Genomic DNA, 19194 nt, shown 5'->3' with positions numbered 1-19194 from the left:
GGGTCAGTCAGGCTTTGGGTCACACCGGGATTCCCGACCTTTCCAGTATCAACGTCCGGCTTGCTTGATGTGGAAGTAGCACCGCTGGATTCAAGTGCCTGGCCATAAAAGGATTCTTCGCCAGGTACTACTTACGCACGCGCTTGACGTAGCGGTCCTGGCCGGGGGCGAACTCGTCGTGGTTTTTGAGGAGGTCAATCAGGATCCGCATCGTCGCATCTAGGTACTTGCCGCATTGGCCGCCCGAGATAGCCCATACACGTTGTACGACCTTGGCCGTGTCTTAGGAGTATTTTTCCTGGCCCGCGGTTTACGAGGCCCTGAATGACCTGTCGCTGGGCCCTGGCGGGTGTTCGCAGCTTGAGTCAAGCGCCGTCGGGAGTTGTCGCGGGTGCAACCAGTTACTGTGACGACCTCGTTGAGAACGGCTCTTTTGTTCTTCTTCGAAGCATTCTTGTCTCGCCTGCCGTATTTCGCGGTGACCTCGGTTCGAGTCGCCATCGACAGTTCACTCCGCATACTGGCCGAGGGTTCACCTTTTCGCGGGCAACAGTAAATGAGGCACCGAGGGTGGTGTCCGGGCTTTTTATCTGAGCCTCGGCGCTCATCTGGCAAACATAGTAGGATCCCTAGACGATTGCGTCGTGGATCAAGGCGATGGCAACCGGCACTATGACGCCGAAGAACCCGATCATGAACCCGACCTTCACCCAATTGCGTTCGAGGAACGTGGAATGCTTTGGGAATTTCTTTGCGACGTCGACAAAGCTCAACCGCTCGTCGCACTGTTTCACACTGATCCCGTTGTCGTCCATGACGGAGATGCCGCTCATGAGTTGGTCGGCGGGCCAGTACAGCCCGTTCAGGCTGATCGATGACTTCGATGTCAGGCGTGCGATCGAGATTCGCGGGATCAGTCCGAAACTCACATCGTAGAAGTCCGCGAACACGATGACACCTTCGATGTCGTCGCGTCCAAGCTTGACGGTTCGGCCATACCAGTTGCGGTACTCGACACCTGACCCGGTGAACACGATCCGGCTGCTTTTTATACCGATGAAGCCGGCAGCCAAAAGCGCGGAGGCAACGACGATACATATCAGCGCTGTCCCGACGCCGAGCCAGAAGAATCCGAAGGCGATGACACCGACCAGCACGAGGAACCGCAAGATCCCGAACCGCTGTCGATACCTCGTGAGGTCTGCTGAGACGGCGAAGGGCACCGAAGGAGCATCGGGCAGATCGGCCTTCTTCAATTTTCCCATCCCACGACGATAACAGTGACTCTTAGTCCACGGACTGTGAGTCAACGGCTGCAGGGGTTGGTTTCGACTCTGCAGGCGCGACCCGGGCTGGGGAGCCATGTGGGGAGGTACTGCTGCCGGGAGGAGAAACGCTGGGACCCGTCACATTCACTGTCAAGCAGCAATCGGGGTCTTCGCCTGCTGCTGACTGAGCTGAAGACCTATCCTATGTACACACATTTTGATCATTGACCCCCTTTCTCGCATTCATGGTCATGATGCATTGTTTCTCGCGCGGCTGTCTCGTGACTGACGGATGGCCGTCTTAGCATTCACGGGTGATACGGGCCAGACAGTTCCCGGGTCCCCCGGGGTCTGAGGGCGTAGGCGCACACATGGCGCGCACATGAGGTCAAGGCGAGCTCTACCCTGGCTCGTTTTTCGCTCAGGTCCTCACGCTACTCTGGGTGCGGAGCAACTGAACCGACATCGGGCAGCGCTGCTGCAGAGCAGTGATTGACCCATGAGGAGAACACCGAGAGGCACAATGGAAGCGAACAGGCGCATGATCATCAAATCGGCAGGCGTGGCCGGAACCGTCGCGGTCGTCGGCTCGTCGGCAGCCCTGACTTCGGCGTGCACCTCAGAAGAGTCAGGCGACTCGAAGACGCCGGCGGCCAGCATTTCCGGCAGCGACGTCCCTGTCGGATCCGGAACCGTGGTCGACGAAACCTACGTGGTGACTCAGCCGAAGGAGGGTAAGTTCTACGCGTTTTCCTCCGTGTGCACCCATCAGGGATGCCAGGTTCGCAACGTCACCGAGAAGGAGATCGTGTGCCCGTGCCACTCCTCGAAGTTCTCAACCACGACGGGTGAGGTGCTCGGCGGCCCCGCCACCGAGCCGCTCGCGGAATATGCGGTGTCGGAAGCTGACGGGAAGCTGACGATCGCCAGCGGGTCTTGACTCTCTCGAACCTCAAACCTGAACGCACTCGGTGCGTTATGTACGCCCACCGTTTCCGCGCGAGAGTCTCAACTCAGCATGAGTCCGGGAATTACAAGAGCCCCGGAAACGGCGAGTGTCAATACGCCGGAGACTCCAAGGTTGACCATCTCCGTCCGACTGCCCTTTGTGCTCTCTGCACGCAGGGGAAGGCCCACCCAAACTGTTGTTGCCAGATATCCTGCGACGACGTAGCCGCTGGCAAAGAACATCCAGAGGTAGATGAACCAGGACGACCATCCGCCGAAGTCGGCGATAAGGCGGACGAGCAGCAGCAAGGCGACACTGCGAAGAAGGTTGCTCAGGAGAGCCGTGCGGGTTGCTGATCGGGATGCCCGAATGGCGGCGAGGGCTCCCCAGACCATGACGACAGCGCTGGCAAGCTGACTGATGAGCTCCAGACTCATAGCCCGTCTCCAGCCCTCGCCCCGGGATACTGTGCCCGGTATGCCTCCGGACTGTCGGAGGAAATCAGATCAGCGGCATCGTCGACCCCGATTGCCGAGTCGGCGAGGACGATGACCCCCTGCCTCGTCTTCGCATCAAAGCCGAGGTAAGACCCATAGCCGCCGGTACCGCCGTTGTGCCAGGTGAGATTCGGGCTGCGATCTGTCGTGGTGAGCCAGGCCCAGCCGATGCGGTCCGATTCGTCAAAGTTCTCACGAGGGGCGGCCGCCTTCGCCCCTGGAGCCGTTCCATCCGCCGTTGCCTTCAGCCAAATGCTCAAATCGTGTGTCGTCGACCGGATGGCACCCGCGGGGGACATTCCACCCATCGTCCACGGAGCGGCCGATAGCCCAGAGGCCGTGTAGCCGTGTGACAGTCCCTCAGGCGATTCGGGAACGTAGGTGCTGGCCATTCCCAACGGCTCGGTGATCCGGTCGCGGACGAGATCCCCGTAGGTGGATCCGGTAACCGTCGCGAGTGCCTGGCCGAGGAGCCCGAACGCGAAGTTCGAGTACTTCGGCTCCTTCTCACCCACGTCGACGTCCTGAAGTGAGTCGATGAGGTCTGCCGCAGTTCCGCGATACGGATCGGTGTGGAGGTATCCCGACAGAAGGTTCGCGAGGCCGTCACGGAAGCTCACTACCGGTCCCAGCCTGGGCAGACCCGAACGCTGCATCGCGGTTGAGGCCAGCGTCACCTCGGCGACATCCCCGTCGAGGTCGGGCCAGACATCGCCGAGGCGGGTGTCCTCGTCGATTTCTCCACGATTGATCGCGTCGGCGAAGAGCGCGGCTGTGAAGGTCTTCGTGATCGACCCAATCTCGAACTCGGTGTTTTCGTCCGCACCGACCCCTCCCCAGGTAACGTCATCGCCGTCGATCTTTGCAGCTGAGACGTGGTGCCAGTGCTTGCTGCCGAGGACGTTCTCGACCTCGCTCACAAGAGTCGCGTCGCCGGTGGGCTCGCCCTGGAATCCGCGCGGAAGCGGTGTGATGAGCAGGAGCAGTGCAGCTGCGACCACCGCGGCGATGATGGCGATGATCCCTCTCCGAGGTGTGGCACTCCTTGGGTGCGAGGGAGAAGCGCTCGCGTGCAGGGCGTCGGTTCCGATGTCCATGATTCCGTCCTAGTGCAGTATCAGAGTCTGTGTCAGTGCGTGCCGATGAGGATGAGTGTGAGCAGAGGGATGATCTTCTGGCCTGGAACCCGCCAGTGGCCGCGCCGAGAATTCTCGAGCCAGCCGGCTCCGGCGAGGGCATGGATGTGGTGGTAGATCTGACCGGTCGTTCCGAATCGGTCGTCGTCGCCGAGCCGAGCCACTGTGGTCGTGCCTTCGTAGATCGCCTGCAGGAGCTCAAGTCGGACGGGATGTCCCAGGGCGGCCAGCGCCGGAGCCGCCTCGGCGAAGTTGAGGTCGTTGATCGCTGCCGATGGCAGGCCCATCTGCCAGGACACCGGTGCCTCGGCGCCCGGGGGAGTGGTGTGCCCGGTGTAGACGACACCGCCCTCGTGTCCAGCATGATCGAGGAGGCCGTTGAGGGCCCAGAAAGTGTCGTCCTCGGCATGGGTGCCGGAATCGTCAGTCGTCGGAGGGGCGGGGTCGACAGCGGCGCCCTCCAGGCTCGCGACCTTGCGCTCGAGCTCCGCCAGGCGGGCATCGACTGTGCTCCCGGATTCATTCTGCGATGAGGTGCTCATGCCTTGACAATACACATAATACGTAATTACGTAAAGACGTGAAAAATCGACCGGGTGCCCGGTACCAGACAGACTCAGGCGAGAGACCTAAACTGGTGGTGTGATGAGTACCGACGAACCGCGCACCGAGCCCACGCAACCGCATCCCGAGGCACTGCCCCAGGCCACCTCCGAGTCGAAAGCACTCGGCGCTCCGATGGTCGTCCGCGGCATCCTCGGTGTCGCCTTCGGCATCGCGACGGTGTTCTGGCCACGCGAAGCCGCCAGCCCCAAGCATCTGTCGATGGGTGTCGATATCGTCGACATTCTGTCCATCAGCTATCTGGTCCTGTTCGCACTCGCGCTTGTCTACCAGGGACTGCGTTCGCCGCTGAATGTGCGCACGGCGGTCTTTGGCCAGGCGATCATCACAATTCCCGCGATCGTGTTCCTGTTCCTCGCGGACCAGCCTGCGGAACTGCGCGCGGCCATCAGCATCTGGGCACTGCTCCACGGCCTTATCGAGCTGTGGAATTACCGACAGCTCAAGTCCCACCTGATGCCCTCGGACTTCCTCATCGCGGCGGGCTGTCATTTGCTGCTTGGGGTGATCCTCATCTTCGGCGACGACTTCGGTGCGCTGTGGATCCTCGGCTTCACCGGCGTGGCTACGCTCATCGCCGGAGTCATCTTCATCATCGGTGGCTACTCACGTATCAGCAAGGCCAAGCAGATCGCGGCCGGCACAGTACCATACGTCGATGGAAGCTCCGGGGCCGGTTCCGACGCTGATCATCCAGACGTCCCCGACGAATCTGACGCTCTCGGCGCATCTGAGAGTCCTGACGACAAGAATTGACCCCGGCCCTCCAGCCGGCACAGCCTGCGTCACCCGAAGCCCCCAGCCGAACTCGAGAAGACCGAGGTGAGATGAGTACCGTCGAGCATGACTACGAGAGTCTGTCCCCACTGACTCCGATCGCCGCCTCCGTCAGCTCCTCAGGACTCCTGGGTGACTTGGCTGAGGCCAGCCGCAAACTCTCCCCGGATCTCTTCCGGCGTCTCTTCGAAGTCTCACGCTCGCCCTCACTCCTCATCGCCACAGACTACGACGGCACCATTGCGCCGATCGTCGACCTCCCCGGTCAGGCCTTTCCACTGGATTCCTCGGTGGACTCACTGCGGGCTCTCGCTCTGCTTCCCTCCACCTCGGCGGGGGTGATCTCCGGTCGCAGCCTCCGTGACCTCGCAGCGATGTCACGGCTGCCACGGGAGGTCCACCTCTTCGGATCCCACGGGGGAGAGACCGACACGGTCGCCATCGACACCCTCGACCCGGGGCAGCGCACAGCTCTCGACGGCCTCCGTCGAGACCTCTTCCAGACGTTGCCGACGTCGATCATCGAGCACAAGACCACCGGGGCCGCTGTTCACCTGCGCGGACTCGATGAGGCCGAGCGCAAGAGGGTCGAAGCCGCGGTGAGCGAACTCGTCGAGACTCACGCGATCTTCCCGACTCGGGGCAAGCAGGTCATCGACCTCTCGGTCGTCCCCTCCTCGAAGGCCGCGGCTCTGCAGCGCCTGCGGGAGCAGACCGGGGCAGAAGTCGTCGTCTTCATCGGCGATGACACCGCCGATGAGTTTGCCCTCGAAACATTGGGCGAGGCCGACCTCGGGCTGAAGGTCGGCCGCGAACCCGCAGATACACACGCGGACTACCGCATCAGTACTCCTGCCGAGGTCTCCGTCGTCCTCGCCGCTATCTACGAGCTGCGCAAATCCTGGCTATTCGGCAGGCGCGCGACTCCGATCCACAGGCACAGTCTGTTGGGCAACGGACAATCCACGGCACTGGTCGACCCATTCGGCAGCATCTGCTGGATGCCGCACCCACTGCCGCACTCCTCGTCGATGTTCTCCGAAATCCTCGGCGCCGAAGCCGCCGGATTCTTCGCCGTCGACACCGAAGCCGGAACCGCCCCGCTGACACAGCGCTACATCACCCACTCGACGCTGTTGGAAACCCGGTGGCCGGGCCTCAATTGCATCGACTACCTCGCTCCTGTCGACGCCAACAGCGACGACACCATCGTCGTGCGGGTGCTCACCGGCGACACTGCTGCCCGTATCCGCTTCGCCCCACGTCTGGACTACGCCACCGTGCCGACGCTGATGGTGCGCACCCATGACGGTGTACAGGTCCTAGGCACCTCCGAACCCATCTCACTGATCGCACCCGGCGTCGACTTCGAGATCAGTGAGACCGGACAGTCCCATACTGCCGAGGCGGTCGTCGTGCCCTCAGAGCAGCCCGGGGGAGTCGTCGTGCTTTTGCTGGCCTGCGGTACCGGCACTGGCGACGCCCGCTACATGGCCACTGGCGGAGAACATCATGTGCGCGAACGCGCTCTGAACTTCTGGACCAACTGGGTCGACACCCTCAGCATCCCCAGCCACCATCGTGAGGAGGTCATCCGCTCGGCGGTGACTCTGCGCGCCCTGTGCCACGAACCGACGGGAGGGGTGCTCGCCGCACCGACGACCTCCCTGCCTGAGGGCATCGGCGGCGTGCGCAACTGGGACTACCGCTACACCTGGCTGCGCGACGGATCGATGACCGTGCGTGCGCTTCTCTCGCTGGGGTCCACCGGCGAAGCCGAAGGCTTCCTGTCCTGGCTCACCGGAATCCTGGCGCGCACAGTCTCTCCCGAACAACTCCACCCGCTCTACGCCGTAGACGGTTCCGCTCTGACCACCGAGGCGGTGCTGGCCCACCTGCCCGGATATGCGGGATCTCGCCCGGTGCGGGTTGGAAACGCGGCCGAACACCAGGTCCAGCTCGACGTCTTCGGTCCGGTCACCGAGCTCCTCAACGAACTCAGCGAGCACCTCGGCGATCTTCCGGACTCATATTGGAGGTTGACCTGCCAAATGGTCGAAGCCGTCAGCAAGCGGTGGTTCGAAGCCGACCATGGCATCTGGGAGGCCAGGCGGCCACCGAAGCACAACGTCTACACGCGTGTGATGTGCTGGGTCACGGTTGACCGGGCGCTGCAGATCGCCGAGCGCTTCGATCGTGAACTTCCCGGTGCCTGGCGGCAGCTGCGTGAGGAGATCGCCCACGATGTGCTTGAGAACGGGTACAACCAAGAGGTCGGGGCCTTCACGGTTGCCTACGGAGAGACCGACCTCGACTCGGCGTGCTTGTTCGTGGGACTCTCCGGTCTGCTGCCGGCCGACGACCCGCGCTTCGTCTCGACCGTGGATGCGATCGAACGCGAGCTGCGAGTCGGGCCGACGGTCTTCCGCTACACCTACGACGATGGGCTGCCCGGCCTGGAGGGCGGGTTCCACATCTGCACGACCTGGCTCATCGAAGCCTTCATCAAGGTCGGGCGCATCGACGACGCCTGGGACCTTTTCCGGCAGTTGGACAATCTGCTCGGGCCCACCGGCCTGCTGGCCGAGGAATATGACCCGGTCGCGGAGATGCACCTGGGCAACCACCCGCAGGCCTACTCGCACCTGGGCTACATCCGCGTCGCACAAATGCTCGACGAGTTCCGTCCGAGCTGAGCACAGCACACAGCATTCTGCACACGGCAACGAGAAACGGGTCGAGTGTCAAAAGACGAGGCGCGCGTGCGTTTCTCGACACGCAACCCGTGGCCCGGAGAAAGTGGCACAGCCTCACTCAACGAGGAGGGTGACCACCTCGGCGATGCAGGCCGGGCGGTCTTCGCCTTCGATCTCGATGACGTGCTTGAGGATGACCTGGGTGCCCTTGTCTCCGGGGATGACCTCGTTGACGCTGACCGTGCCGCGCAGGCGAGAGCCCACCGGCACCGGCTGGGCGAAGCGGACCTTGTTCAGCCCGTAGTTGACGCGGATGGACACGCCTTCGATGGTGAAGATCTTGCTCGAGAACTTCGGGATCAAGGACAGGGTGAAGAAGCCGTGGACGATCGTCGAGCCGTAGGGGCCGTCTGCGGCGCGCTGCTCGTCGATGTGTATCCACTGGTGATCGTCGGTGACATCGGCGAAGGTGTTGATCGCCTCCTGGTCGATCGTCGTCCACTCGGACGATCCCAACTCGGTGCCGACGAGCGAAGTGATCTCATCGATTCCATTGAGTGTGCGCATTCTGGTTCTCCTTTGATCCGTGACTGTTGTACGTGCCGTGTCAGGCGTGTTCTTAGCGGACATTCGATTGAGAGAATGCCGGTACTTGGCACCTTACTTGTTCGCATCGGACTTGGCATCGGTGTGTCCGGGATTCGGTTAGGTTGGAGGCATGGCCACTCCGTCACGATTCCTCGACGAACCTTTGACTCAGCCGCTCTCACCCAGGTGGGTCGACCGACCGGCAGGGTACCGGGATTTCGAAGCGGCCTTCTTCATCGGTCATGGTCGTGCCACCTTCGACCGCTGCGCGGAAGAACTCTTGCACTGGCAAGTGAAGATCCGCAGCGGGTTCGACATCGATGTCGAGAGTCCGAAAAGCGGTCCGCAGACGCAAGGCGACGGCCGGGACAATGGCTGGGACAACGGAGGGGACGCTTCGCGGACAGGTTCTGGCCGCCCGCGGGTCGAAGTCGGACAGGAACCCACGATCTTCGTGCGGCTCGGACCGTTCCGTCTGCCCGAACCGGCCCGCGTCATCGAGGTCTTCGAGTCGGAGGCACGTCGCGGATTCACCTATGGGACGAAGCCCGGGCACCCGATCACCGGTGAGGAGTCATTCATCCTCATTCACACCCCCGATGACCGAGTCTTCCTCGTGCTGCGCTCGCTCTCACGAGCAGGACTGGGGATCTGGCGCCTCGGCGAACCCCTCGTCCGTCTCGCCCAGAACGTCTACCGCAGGCGCTACGCCCGCGCCCTGCGCAGCTGACCGTCCTAGGCGGATTCCAGGTACTGCTTGAGTGCCTCGTTTTGGGCTTCAGGATCTGGGAAGACCGCTTCGGTGCGGGCACCGCCTGTGATTGGATCGTTGCTGAAGTTCAGGCGTATGCCGAGCAGGCGGGCCTGTCCCTGTGCGATCACGAGGCCCAGGCCCATGCCGCCGCCACCGGCGGAGACGAAGCGGGTCGGGCCGGTGTTGACGATGTCGGGCGGGTAGCCGGAGCCGGAATCGGTGATGGTGATGCTGCGGGTGCTCGTCTCCAGGCGGATCGGGTCCGCGCCGTGCTTGATCGCGTTGACCAGCAGGTTGGAGATAATGCGTTCGAAGCGGCGGACATCGGTGACCAGCGTCGAGTTCAGGGCCGCCAGATGAGTGTCGATGGTGTGACCGGACAAGGCGCCGGAAGCGGTCATCGTACCCAGCAGCGAGCGGATCGCTTGGTCGATGTTGACACGGGTGAACTCGGGGTTCGCGCGGCCCGCATCGAGGCGTGAGACTTCGAGGAGGTCTTCGACGAGGACCTGCATGCGCTGCACCCGATCCTTGACGAGCTCGGCGGGACGCGAATCTTCCTCGAGCAGGTTGGCGGCGTTGACGAGGCCGGTCAACGGGGTCCGCATCTCGTGCGCCAGGTCCGCGGTGAAACGCTGTTCGGAATCGATGCGTTCGGTCAGTCGTGTCACGGCTGTGTCGACCGCCGAGGCGAAGGCCGCGACCTCTTGGTCCGTATCGTCGACGACGTCGGCGATCCTGATGCTGGTGTCTCCGGCCGCGATCTTCCGTGCGGCTTGAGCCCCCAGGGTCAGCCTGCGTGAGATGCGACCGGCCACGATGGAGCCGACACCGCCGACGACCAGAGCGGAGCCGATCATTCCCACCAGCAGAGCCTGGTCGATGCGGCCGATGAGTTCCTGACTGTCCTTGGTCGAGGCACGCACCGAGATCACCTCGGTGTAGGAGCCGACCTCGATCGGGGCAGCGGCCCATACGATCTCTTCACCGTCGACCTCGGAGCGCATCGTCACGCTCTGGCCCTTGAGCGCCTGGGCGCGTGCATCCTTGGGCAGTGCGGGGTCGTCGATGCGGGCGTTGAGGGTGAGCACTCCGGTCTCGGAGAAGATGGCGACTGAGTTCGCGAGCTGCTCGGTCACGGTCGAACGCATCCGGTCATCCTCAGCCCGCGCCGCGGACTGACGCAGCACGATGGAGCAGGAGAGCACAGCGATGATGACCGAGGCAACGATGAGAAGGGAGATCTTCCAGCGCAGTGACATGCGATCAGCCCGCGAAGCGGTATCCGAATCCGCGGACGGTTTCGATCATGTTGGCGCCGATCTTCTTCCGCAGGCGCTGAATGTGGACGTCGACGACACGGGAGTCGCCGGCCCACTCGTAGCCCCAGACCGTGAAGGCGATCTTCTCTCGCGAGTAGACGTGTTCGGGCTGCTCGGTCAGAAGCAGAAGGACGCGCAGCTCCGTGGGGGTGAGGTGGACTTCCTCGCCGTCGATCTCCACGGTCAGGCGACCGGTGTCGAGGACCAGCGAGCCCAAGCGTGTTCGGAACGGGCCCAGCTCATCATCGGAGCCGGCGCTGCCGTTGCGGTTCTCGCCCGCACCCGGGTAGCCGCCCTGGCCGGAACTCGCCTGCATGGCCGGTGAACCGTCCGGGCGAGGCGGAACGGTGACGTCGTCGCCGATCATCTGCTCGTCTGAACCGTCGCGCATGTCCGCCGAGGTGAATTTTCCGCCCGCACCCAGGTACGTGTCGTCGGACTCGAGTTGGGCCTTGAGGCGTTCACGGGTGTCCATGCCGGGGCTGGCCCCAAGTACCTCAGGGATGCCGTCTCCGGTGATCATGCCGCCGGGGCCGATCACGGTTTCGTGCTCCTCGTCCAGCTCGGCGGACGGGGAGTAGCCGAGCTTGTCGGTGCCGGTGGTGATGAAGCGGCGGACGACGGCGCGGATGCGAGCGTTGAGCACCTGCATGTCGAAGGGCTTGGTGAGGTAGTCGTCGGCTCCGGCCTCGAGCGCCTGGACGATGTCGATCGCATCCGAGCGGGCGGAGATGATGATGATGGGAATGGTGGAGCGCTCACGCACGGCTCTGCAGATCGAAGCGCCGTTCATGGTGGGCAGCATGAGGTCGAGAAGCAGAACGTCGGCACCGTGTGCAGCGACGAACTCGTACCCCTCACGACCGTCGGCGAATGCCGACACCGTGTAATCGAACCGTTCCAGGCCGATCTGGGTTGTCTCCCGGATGACCTCGTCATCCTCAACCAGAACAATATGCATTACGTTTCTCCATTAAGCCGCGTGAAGCGTTGACCCGGTTCAAACCTACCTTCATGCAGGCGGAATACCTGCACTGACCACCCCGAAGGGCAGCAGGCCTCGTCGCCGTCGGCATACATCGCCTCCTGCACCACCAGTGTCCCATTCTTACCTGGGCTGAGTTTGAGCTGGTTGCCAGTGGCGATCAATTCAAGGCGTGGTCTGCTGTCCTTCTCACTGATGACAGCCCCCGCCACGATCTCGCTCTTCTGCTTCGGGTTGGCCACGGTGACGAGCTGAAACTTCTTGTCGCCGCTGAGGAAAGGTGTCGCGAATTTGAGGCATTCTTTGCAGTCGGCGACGACCTTCGCCGATTCCGTTGCCTTCCCGGTCACCGCGATCCCCGAGGAGTCCACAATGGTCTTGCGGATCTCCTTGAGCGAGAACGGTTTGTTGGGCGGACCGGAGTCCGAATTCGCGGGTTCGAACTGAGTGGGAGATGTCTCACCTTCAGGTTCCACCCGCAAGCCCTTGTCCGGACCGCAAGCGCTCAAGCCCGCCAGCGTGATCGTTGCAAGGGCGGTTGCGATCACTGTTCGCAGAACTGTGCGCGGGCGCGACTTCTGACCAGGGACGACCTGGTTCGAGCTGAGCGCGCGCGACACCTCGTCAGAGGGGCGCCGAATGGGGATGTGCACATAGACATTTTTGCGTGTTCTGGCCGGGTAGTCCACCCGCGCTCCGATTCCGTCGAGCCGGGAACGGTGGTTTCCACGCTTCGCCTCTGAGTTGCACGGCCACCTCGGTGCGCCGATTCTCAGGTGAGGTCGGTACGCTGGGGGCATGGCAGCATCGAAGTCTGAGAAGAAGTCCACCAGCACCGTGTCGTACAAGGACGCGCTCAAAGTGGGGCTCGTCTGCGGTATCGCCGTTCTGATCCTGTCGATCATCGTCACCCGCGCCTGGCAGGACGGGACCGCGTTCGGGTTCGCCTTCGTCTATGCAGGTGTCGCATTCGTCGTGGTCACCGTGTTCGCCAGCATTCTCAATTGGGTGCTGCGCAATGACACTCAGAACGATGATCAGACCTACCCGATCCTCAAGTGATCCCAGCGACGCTTTCCTGATTCCTTCGGTACCCGCCTGAATTCGGCGGTCTTCATCTGGGTCTAGGGCGATGGCCCCTGTCGGCCCGGTTCCACCTCGGTGAAGTAGGCTTTTTCCATGGAGACATGGAACACAGAACTCACGCCGCTGTCCTTTCTGCGCCGCTCCGCGGACGTCTTTCCCGGCACACGCGCCGTGGTCTACAACGACCAGGAGATGACCTACGCCGAGTTCGCCGCAGCGGTGGAGACCCGGGCGCATGCTCTGCGTGCCGCCGGCATCGGGCCCGGCGACCGAGTCGCCTACCTCATGCCCAACCTCCCCGAAGCGCTCATGGCCCAATTCGCCGTGCCCTTGGCCGGAGCTGTCCTCGTGCCGATCAACACCAGGCTGGCCCCCGAAGAGGTCCGCTACATCTGCAACCACAGCCAGGCGAAGCTGCTGGTCGTGGACACGCAGCTGTGGCCTAGCGTCGCCCCTGTCATCGATGGCTTCGACACCGTTGAGACCATCATCGACGTCGAGGACACGACGATCGCCACCTCCGCCGAGGCGGTCCGTCCGGAACCCGCAGCACCGACCGTGACCAGCCTGGACGAGTTCCTGGCCGGCGCCGAGGCTGACACCGAGGAGTTCACCTGGCGCGTCGAGGACGAGCGGGCGACGCTGTCCATCAACTACACCTCCGGCACGACAGGACGCCCCAAAGGTGTGATGTATTCACACCGCGGCGCCTACCTCAATGCGCTCGGCGAGATCATCCATTCGGGCCACGATAAGAAGAGCGTGTATCTGTGGACGCTGCCCATGTTCCACTGCAACGGCTGGTGCACCGGCTGGGCGCTGACTGCCGCAGGCGGCACACAGGTGTGCCTGCGCGAGGTGCGCGGAGACGTGATCTGGGATCTTATCGTTCGTCACACGGTCACTCACCTCAACGGTGCCCCGACGGTGATGAGCACGGTGATCAACGCCGAACAGGCACATTCCCTCGATCAGGCAGTGACCGCGACGATGGCAGGTGCCGCGCCGAGCCCGACCCTGATCTGGCAGATGGAGGCGCTGAACTTCGAGATCGTGCACGTGTACGGGCTCACCGAGTCCTACGGTCCCTACACGGTGTGCGAATGGCAGGATTCCTGGGATTCACTCGATGACAAGTCCCGAGCCCGGCTTCGGGCGCGGCAGGGTGTGGGCATGGTCCAAGCCGATCAGACCCGCATCGTCACCCTCGACTCGGGAGACGAGCTTGTCGACGTTGCAGCCGACGGGCAGACGATCGGAGAGATCGTGATGCGCGGAAACAACGTGATGAAGGGGTATTTCCGGGACCCCGAGGCGACCGAAAAGGCGTTCCAGGGCGGCTGGTACCACACCGGTGACCTCGGCGTGATGCACGAGGACGGCTACATCGAACTGCGAGATCGCTCGAAGGACATCATCGTCTCCGGCGGAGAGAATATCTCGACCGTCGAGATCGAACAGGCGATCTCCTCGCACCCGGCCGTCCTCGAAGTCGCCGTCATCGGAGTCCCCGACGACAAATGGGGCGAGCGGCCGAAGGCATTCGTCATCGTCCGTGAGGGGCAGCCGGTCACCGAGACCGAGATCGTTGACCACGTGCGCACTCAGATCGCGAAGTACAAGGCGCCGCGCGAGGTCGAGATCGTCGAGGCCCTGCCCAAGACCTCGACAGGCAAGATCCAGAAGTTCGAACTGCGCAATCAGGAATGGGGCGACAGGGAGTCGCGAATCCAGGGCTGACACGCACTTGGCCCACAGCGGTTGCAACCGCTGTGGGCCAAGTGCGTTCTGTGGGTGCGCCGGTCTAGCGGAACCGCAGCAGTCGGAGACTGTTGAGGACGACGAACACCGAGGAGAACGCCATTGCGGCCCCGGCGATCATCGGGCTGAGCAGGCCGAACGCGGCGATCGGCACGGCCGCCGTGTTGTAGGCGAAGGCCCAGAACAGGTTGCCCTTGATCAGCCCCAGAGCCTTCCGGGACAGGCGGATGGCCTGCGGGATCTGCCGCGGATCCGAGCGCACCATGGTGATGTCGGAGGCTGCCATCGCCGCATCTGTACCCGAACCCATCGCAATGCCCAGATCGGCACCGGCCAAAGCCGCAGCATCATTGATGCCGTCACCGACCATGGCCACCGCCAGTCCCTGAGCCTGCAGCTCATTGACCACAGCGATCTTGCCCTCGGGCCGGACATCGGCGCGGACCTCGGCGATTTCGAGCTTGCCCGCGACCACCTCGGCGGCTTGGGCATTGTCCCCGGTGAGGAGGACGGTGCTGATGCCGAGCGTATGCAGCTCGTCGATCGCCTCGGCGGCTCCGGTCTTGATCTCGTCGGCGACGAAGGTCAGGCCACGGAACTGTGAGTCGATCGCCAGGGCGACGATCGTGGCTCCGGTGGGCACCGAATCCGCGGGGAACGAGACGTCGATCCCGTGCTCCCGGAGCAGATCCGGACGACCGGCGAGCACCTCGTCGCCGTCGATCGTCGCCCGCAGACCACCACCGGGAATGTTGTCGAAGTCTTCGACGCCGGAGCGATCGATGGTGGCGATGCTGCTGCCTTCAGCCTCGGCACCCGCGTTCATCCTCGCGGCCCGGGCCTCGACGATCGCGCGGGCCACGGGATGCTCGCTCTGTGACTCCAAGCGAGCCAGAACCTCGAAGTCCGTATCGGTCAGCTGCGTGTCCAGGAGGGTCATGATCCCCGTGGTCAGGGTGCCCGTCTTGTCGAGGACGACCGTGTCGATCGAACGCGTCGACTCGAGCGCCTCGGGCCCGGAGACGAGGATGCCCAGCTGGGAACCGCGCCCGGACGAGACGGCCAGGGCGGTCGGCGTGGCCAGGCCGAGGGCACAGGGGCAGGCGATGATGAGCACGGTGAGCGCGGCGTGTAGGCCCATCGACCAGTCGCCGGTGATCAGCCCCCAGGCGAGGAGCGTCAGGAGGGCGATGCCGAAGACGATCGGCACGAACACGGCAGAGATCCGGTCGGCCAGTCGCTGCACGGCCGGTTTGCCCGTCTGCGCGCGGCTGACCAGGTCGGCCATGGCCGCCAAGGTCGTATCGGACCCGACCCGTGCGGCCCGGACCTCGAGCACACCGGAGGCGTTGATCGTGGCACCGGTGACGCTGTCGCCGACTCCGACCTCGACGGGAACGGATTCGCCGGTGAGCATCGCTTCGTCGATCGCGGAGTGACCGGAGATCACCTCGCCGTCGGTGGCGATCTTCTCACCCGGACGCACGATGAAGACATCCCCGACGGTGAGTTCGTCGATCGGGACCTGGACCTCTGTCTGGGCGGCCTCGGCCGAGTCGCGCAGCACGTTCGCGGACCGTGCGCCCAGGCCCAGCAGCTCCTTGAGTGCGGCCGTGGCGCGGTTCTTCGCACGTTCCTCGGTGAGCTTGCCGATGAGCAGGAACACGGTGATCGCGGCCGCGGCCTCGAACCACACATGGTAGGACTCGGGGATCTGCCAGCCGTAGCCCGCGGCGACGGCCCGACCCAGGGTGATGTACGAGTAGAGGCTGGCGACGATGATTCCGACGCTGACCAGGGTGTCCATGGTCGTGGACCTGCCCCGTGCAGCCTTGGATGCCGCCGCGTGGAAGGGCCACGCACCCCAGGTCACTACCGGCAGGGCGAGGATCGCGACGATCCACTGCCAGCCGGTGAAGTGCCAGCTCATGACCATGGAGACGGCCACGATCGGCGCCGCCAGAATCAAGGATCCGATGAACCGGGGCCGCAGATGCCTGGGGTCGTAGTCGACGATCTCGGGTCCACTCGCCGAAGCGGTCTTCACGGTGGCACCGTAACCGGCCCTTTCGACGGCGGTCATCAGGTCATCGTCACTCAGTTCTGAGCCGACGACCACGTGGGCTGTGTTCAGCGGGAGGTTGACCTCGGCGCTGACTCCGTCGAGGCGGGCGAGTTTCTTCTCGATGCGCGCCGAGCATGATGCGCAGGTCATTCCCGTGATGTCGAGATCAACCTCGCGTGACATCACTTCACCTCGTAGCCGGCTTTGTCGACGGCCGCACCGATCGCAGCGTCGTCGAGTTCCCTTTCGGAGGTGATGGTCACGGGGGAGTCTCCGCCGGCATTGAGCTCGACGTTGACCTCGGTGACTCCGGGCAGTGCCCCGAGCTCTTCCTCCACGGAGCTCACGCAGTGGCTGCAGGTCATTCCGTTGACGATGATGGTGGTGGTAGTCACGATGTGTCTCCTGTCTTCGCGTGTCATCACCTGCAGGTGTGCCGGTGATGTTGCACTCAGCTCTTGATGAGCCGGGCAATAGCGGCTGAAGCCTCTTCGATCTTCTTGCGGGCGGCGTCGTCATCTCCAGAGGAGGCGGCGTCGACCACGCAGTGAGCGATGTGCTCTTCTAAGAGGTTGATGGAGACCGCGTGCAGCGCGGCCGTTGCTGCGGAGACTTGGGTCAGGATGTCGATGCAGTACTTGTCGTCATCGATCATCCTTCCGATCCCACGGACCTGACCTTCGATCCGTTTCATCCGCTTCGCAAGGGCGTCCTTCTGCGGGGTGTATCCATGTTGCTCAGTCATGACGATACTGTATACCCCCTTAGGGTATAGGTCAAGTGGTGAGTGCTGCTCCCGTGAGTGTGCGATTGGTCTCACCGTGGGCATCCCGTGTTACCAAGCTCTTACAATCGAATCATGCGCGTTGCCAGACTATTCCGATTCCCGGTCAAGGGATTCCCGGCCGAGGAGATCTCCGAAGCGGATGTGCGCACCGGCCGCGGCATCCTCGGTGACCGCGTCGCAGCGTTCACCAACGGCAGCCTCGACGTTCCCGACGACAGCTGGCACCGGTACTCAGCGTTCACAGTTCTGAAGAACGACACCGATCTGCAGAAGTGGCAGGTGGCCATCGACCTCGCCGAGGCGGCTGCTGAGTCCGCGACGGTGACACTGACGTCACCGACGAACGAGTCCACGAGGTTCCGCACGGGTGACCGGGACTCAAGGGCCACCTCGGCGGAATTCCTCTCTGCACGCATACCCCCTCAGGGTGGCTTCCCGCGCGCACTGAGGGTCGCGAACCAGGGCATGTTCGACTCGCAGGCTTCCGGCGTCTCGATCATCAACCCGGCCACGGTCACGGCAATCTCCCACACCGCCGACGGACAGGCTGCCCTGGGGCCTGATGAAACCGAACTGGACCCGTTGCGCTTCCGCGGCAATGTGCTCCTCGACGGACTCGCCCCCTTCGAGGAGTTCGCACTCATCGGCAAGATCGTGCGTCTCGGCGGGGTGCGCTTGGCCATCACCCAGGCGATCGAACGCTGCCCGGCGACCACCGTCAACCCGGCCACCACCGCCGTCGATGTCAATGTCCCCCGGGTTATGGCCTCGGCATGCGGGCATCTGCACTGCGGAGTCTACGGAAGAATCCTCGAATCAGGCCTGGTCAGCACCGGTGATCAGATCGAGATCGAGGGTGACGCTCCACGTGAACTCGTCAAGACCGCACGCACTCCGCGCTTCATGACCGTGCTGGGCAGCCAGCAGATCTGCAATGACATCGTCGAGGTCTCCCTGCGCGATGACCAGGGGTGGATCCGCGAATTCGACGAACCCGGCACCAACCTTCGCGTTCACCTCGAACTCGGCGAGCCGTTCTGGCGAACCTATACGATCACGGACGTCTCCGATGACGTCGTGTCGATCGCGGTGCGCACCCAGGGCAAGGGCTCTCGCGCGGTCGCCGAACTCTCCGCCGGGCAATCCATCCTGGCCTCCGGGCCGCACGGAACGATGACCGCGAGCCGCGTCTTCGGGGGCACGACCGCGCTGGTCACAGCGGGCATCGGCATCACACCGAGCCTCGGACTGATGCGCGGGGCCGAGCTGTCGGGCACCGAGAAGATCAAACTCTTCCACGTCGACCGCGACCACCGGACGGCCTGCCTCTGGGACCGCCTGCAGAAGCGTGCCCAATCACGGCAGATCCCGGTCGAGGCCCACCACCGCGACACCGCAAGCCACGGCAGGCCAGGCCACGCCGAGCTCGTCGACTGGCTGGCAGGATGCGACAACGTCATGGTCTGCGGGCCGGTCGACTTCACCCGAGCGGTGCTCGACGCCAGCGCCGAGGCCGGAGTTCCGGCCGTGCACCAGGAGATCTTCGCGTCTCCGAACACCGGCATGAGCGAGGCCATCGCCGCATGCCCGCCCGCCGAGGTGACCCTGGAGAATTCGGGCACGAGCTTCGTCTGGGAACCGCAGCAGGGAACTCTGCTCGAGGCCTTGGAGGCCCGTGGGCTGCAGGCCGATAACTCCTGCCGAGGCGGCTCCTGTGGGACCTGCGCCGTGTCCTTGGCTGCCGGGTCGGTCATCTACCCGGTCGAACCGGCCGCGCGGATCGCCGCCGACGAGGTGCTCGTGTGCTCCGCCGTCCCTGCCGGGCCCATCAGCCTCGGAATCTGACCGAACCGCGTCTGGGAATCTCGCGCCAGGCAGACCCGGGACTGGACACGGCGG

The 19194-nt window shown here is 63.7% G+C and carries 18 protein-coding genes; 7 read left to right on the top strand and 11 right to left on the bottom strand.

Annotated features, from left to right (window positions below; all coding sequences use genetic code 11):
- Positions 1-629: 629 nt before the first annotated feature.
- Positions 630-1265 carry a hypothetical protein gene (locus INT40_RS08235; RefSeq protein WP_193095897.1) on the bottom strand — a complete coding sequence of 212 codons (636 nt, stop codon included), beginning with the start codon at positions 1263-1265 and terminating at the stop codon, positions 630-632.
- Positions 1266-1809: 544 nt separating this feature from the next.
- On the opposite strand from INT40_RS08235, the gene INT40_RS08230 reads away from it, so the two are divergent.
- On the top strand, positions 1810-2208 hold the full coding sequence (locus INT40_RS08230; RefSeq protein ID WP_193071605.1) for a Rieske (2Fe-2S) protein: 399 nt from the start codon (positions 1810-1812) through the stop codon (positions 2206-2208).
- Between the two features lie 68 nt (positions 2209-2276).
- Here the strand turns inward: INT40_RS08230 and INT40_RS08225 are convergent, their stop codons facing one another.
- The 3 genes from INT40_RS08225 to INT40_RS08215 are packed head-to-tail and all read right to left on the bottom strand — an operon-like array spanning position 2277 to position 4392.
- Positions 2277-2654, bottom strand: coding sequence for a hypothetical protein (locus INT40_RS08225; RefSeq protein WP_193095896.1), 378 nt, complete (start codon positions 2652-2654; stop codon positions 2277-2279).
- The gene (locus INT40_RS08220) at positions 2651-3811 is read right to left on the bottom strand and encodes a serine hydrolase domain-containing protein (protein ID WP_193095895.1); all 1161 of its coding nucleotides are present in this window, start codon (positions 3809-3811) and stop codon (positions 2651-2653) included. The genes INT40_RS08225 and INT40_RS08220 overlap by 4 nt, the downstream gene beginning before the upstream one ends.
- Before the next feature lie 32 nt (positions 3812-3843).
- Positions 3844-4392, bottom strand: coding sequence for a helix-turn-helix domain-containing protein (locus tag INT40_RS08215; protein ID WP_226830950.1), 549 nt, complete (start codon positions 4390-4392; stop codon positions 3844-3846).
- A gap of 103 nt (positions 4393-4495) precedes the next feature.
- On the opposite strand from INT40_RS08215, the gene INT40_RS08210 reads away from it, so the two are divergent.
- Both INT40_RS08210 and otsB read left to right on the top strand, forming a co-directional pair.
- Entirely contained in the window at positions 4496-5230 is a 735-nt protein-coding gene (locus tag INT40_RS08210; RefSeq protein ID WP_193095894.1) for an HdeD family acid-resistance protein, read from the top strand.
- A 71-nt stretch (positions 5231-5301) separates the two neighbouring features.
- Positions 5302-7947 carry a trehalose-phosphatase gene (otsB, locus tag INT40_RS08205; RefSeq protein ID WP_193095893.1) on the top strand — a complete coding sequence of 882 codons (2646 nt, stop codon included), beginning with the start codon at positions 5302-5304 and terminating at the stop codon, positions 7945-7947.
- A 114-nt stretch (positions 7948-8061) separates the two neighbouring features.
- On the opposite strand, the gene INT40_RS08200 is transcribed toward otsB, so the two are convergent.
- Entirely contained in the window at positions 8062-8514 is a 453-nt protein-coding gene (locus INT40_RS08200) for a MaoC family dehydratase (protein WP_193095892.1), read from the bottom strand.
- 151 nt (positions 8515-8665) lie between these two features.
- Here INT40_RS08200 and INT40_RS08195 point away from each other — a divergent pair, with 151 nt between their 5' ends.
- Positions 8666-9265 (top strand): DUF1990 family protein, encoded by a 600-nt coding sequence (locus tag INT40_RS08195; protein ID WP_193095891.1) that lies wholly within the window; start codon positions 8666-8668, stop codon positions 9263-9265.
- 5 nt (positions 9266-9270) lie between these two features.
- Here INT40_RS08195 and INT40_RS08190 read toward each other — a convergent pair whose 3' ends face one another.
- Genes INT40_RS08190 through INT40_RS08180 form a run of 3 tightly spaced genes read right to left on the bottom strand, consistent with a single transcriptional unit; the run spans position 9271 to position 12144 of the window.
- Positions 9271-10551 carry a sensor histidine kinase gene (locus tag INT40_RS08190; protein ID WP_193071599.1) on the bottom strand — a complete coding sequence of 427 codons (1281 nt, stop codon included), beginning with the start codon at positions 10549-10551 and terminating at the stop codon, positions 9271-9273.
- 4 nt (positions 10552-10555) lie between these two features.
- A complete protein-coding gene (locus INT40_RS21190; protein ID WP_101571672.1) occupies positions 10556-11572 on the bottom strand; it encodes a response regulator transcription factor in 1017 nt (338 codons plus the stop codon).
- Complete coding sequence (locus INT40_RS08180; RefSeq protein WP_319020878.1) at positions 11572-12144, bottom strand: hypothetical protein; 573 nt, start codon at positions 12142-12144, stop codon at positions 11572-11574. Before INT40_RS08180 ends, INT40_RS21190 begins: the two co-directional genes overlap by 1 nt.
- A gap of 250 nt (positions 12145-12394) precedes the next feature.
- On the opposite strand from INT40_RS08180, the gene INT40_RS08175 reads away from it, so the two are divergent.
- Together INT40_RS08175 and INT40_RS08170 are read left to right on the top strand one after the other, a co-directional pair.
- Positions 12395-12658, top strand: a complete 264-nt coding sequence (locus tag INT40_RS08175) for a hypothetical protein (protein ID WP_101571670.1) — start codon at positions 12395-12397, stop codon at positions 12656-12658.
- Between the two features lie 117 nt (positions 12659-12775).
- The gene (locus INT40_RS08170) at positions 12776-14422 is read left to right on the top strand and encodes a long-chain-fatty-acid--CoA ligase (protein WP_193095890.1); all 1647 of its coding nucleotides are present in this window, start codon (positions 12776-12778) and stop codon (positions 14420-14422) included.
- A 64-nt stretch (positions 14423-14486) separates the two neighbouring features.
- On the opposite strand, the gene INT40_RS08165 is transcribed toward INT40_RS08170, so the two are convergent.
- The 3 genes from INT40_RS08165 to INT40_RS08155 are packed head-to-tail and all read right to left on the bottom strand — an operon-like array spanning position 14487 to position 17253.
- Positions 14487-16691, bottom strand: a complete 2205-nt coding sequence (locus INT40_RS08165; RefSeq protein WP_193071596.1) for a heavy metal translocating P-type ATPase — start codon at positions 16689-16691, stop codon at positions 14487-14489.
- On the bottom strand, positions 16691-16903 hold the full coding sequence (locus tag INT40_RS08160) for a heavy-metal-associated domain-containing protein (RefSeq protein ID WP_319020877.1): 213 nt from the start codon (positions 16901-16903) through the stop codon (positions 16691-16693). Before INT40_RS08160 ends, INT40_RS08165 begins: the two co-directional genes overlap by 1 nt.
- 56 nt (positions 16904-16959) lie before the next feature.
- Entirely contained in the window at positions 16960-17253 is a 294-nt protein-coding gene (locus tag INT40_RS08155; RefSeq protein ID WP_101571664.1) for a metal-sensitive transcriptional regulator, read from the bottom strand.
- A 114-nt stretch (positions 17254-17367) separates the two neighbouring features.
- Between INT40_RS08155 and INT40_RS08150 the strand changes: the two genes are divergently transcribed.
- Entirely contained in the window at positions 17368-19140 is a 1773-nt protein-coding gene (locus INT40_RS08150; RefSeq protein WP_193071594.1) for an MOSC domain-containing protein, read from the top strand.
- Positions 19141-19194 lie beyond the last annotated feature (54 nt).

Origin of the sequence: Brevibacterium sp. FME17 (genome assembly GCF_014897515.1) — a bacterium.
Lineage (GTDB): Bacteria > Actinomycetota > Actinomycetes > Actinomycetales > Brevibacteriaceae > Brevibacterium.
This window is presented reverse-complemented; position numbering and strand designations above follow the sequence as displayed.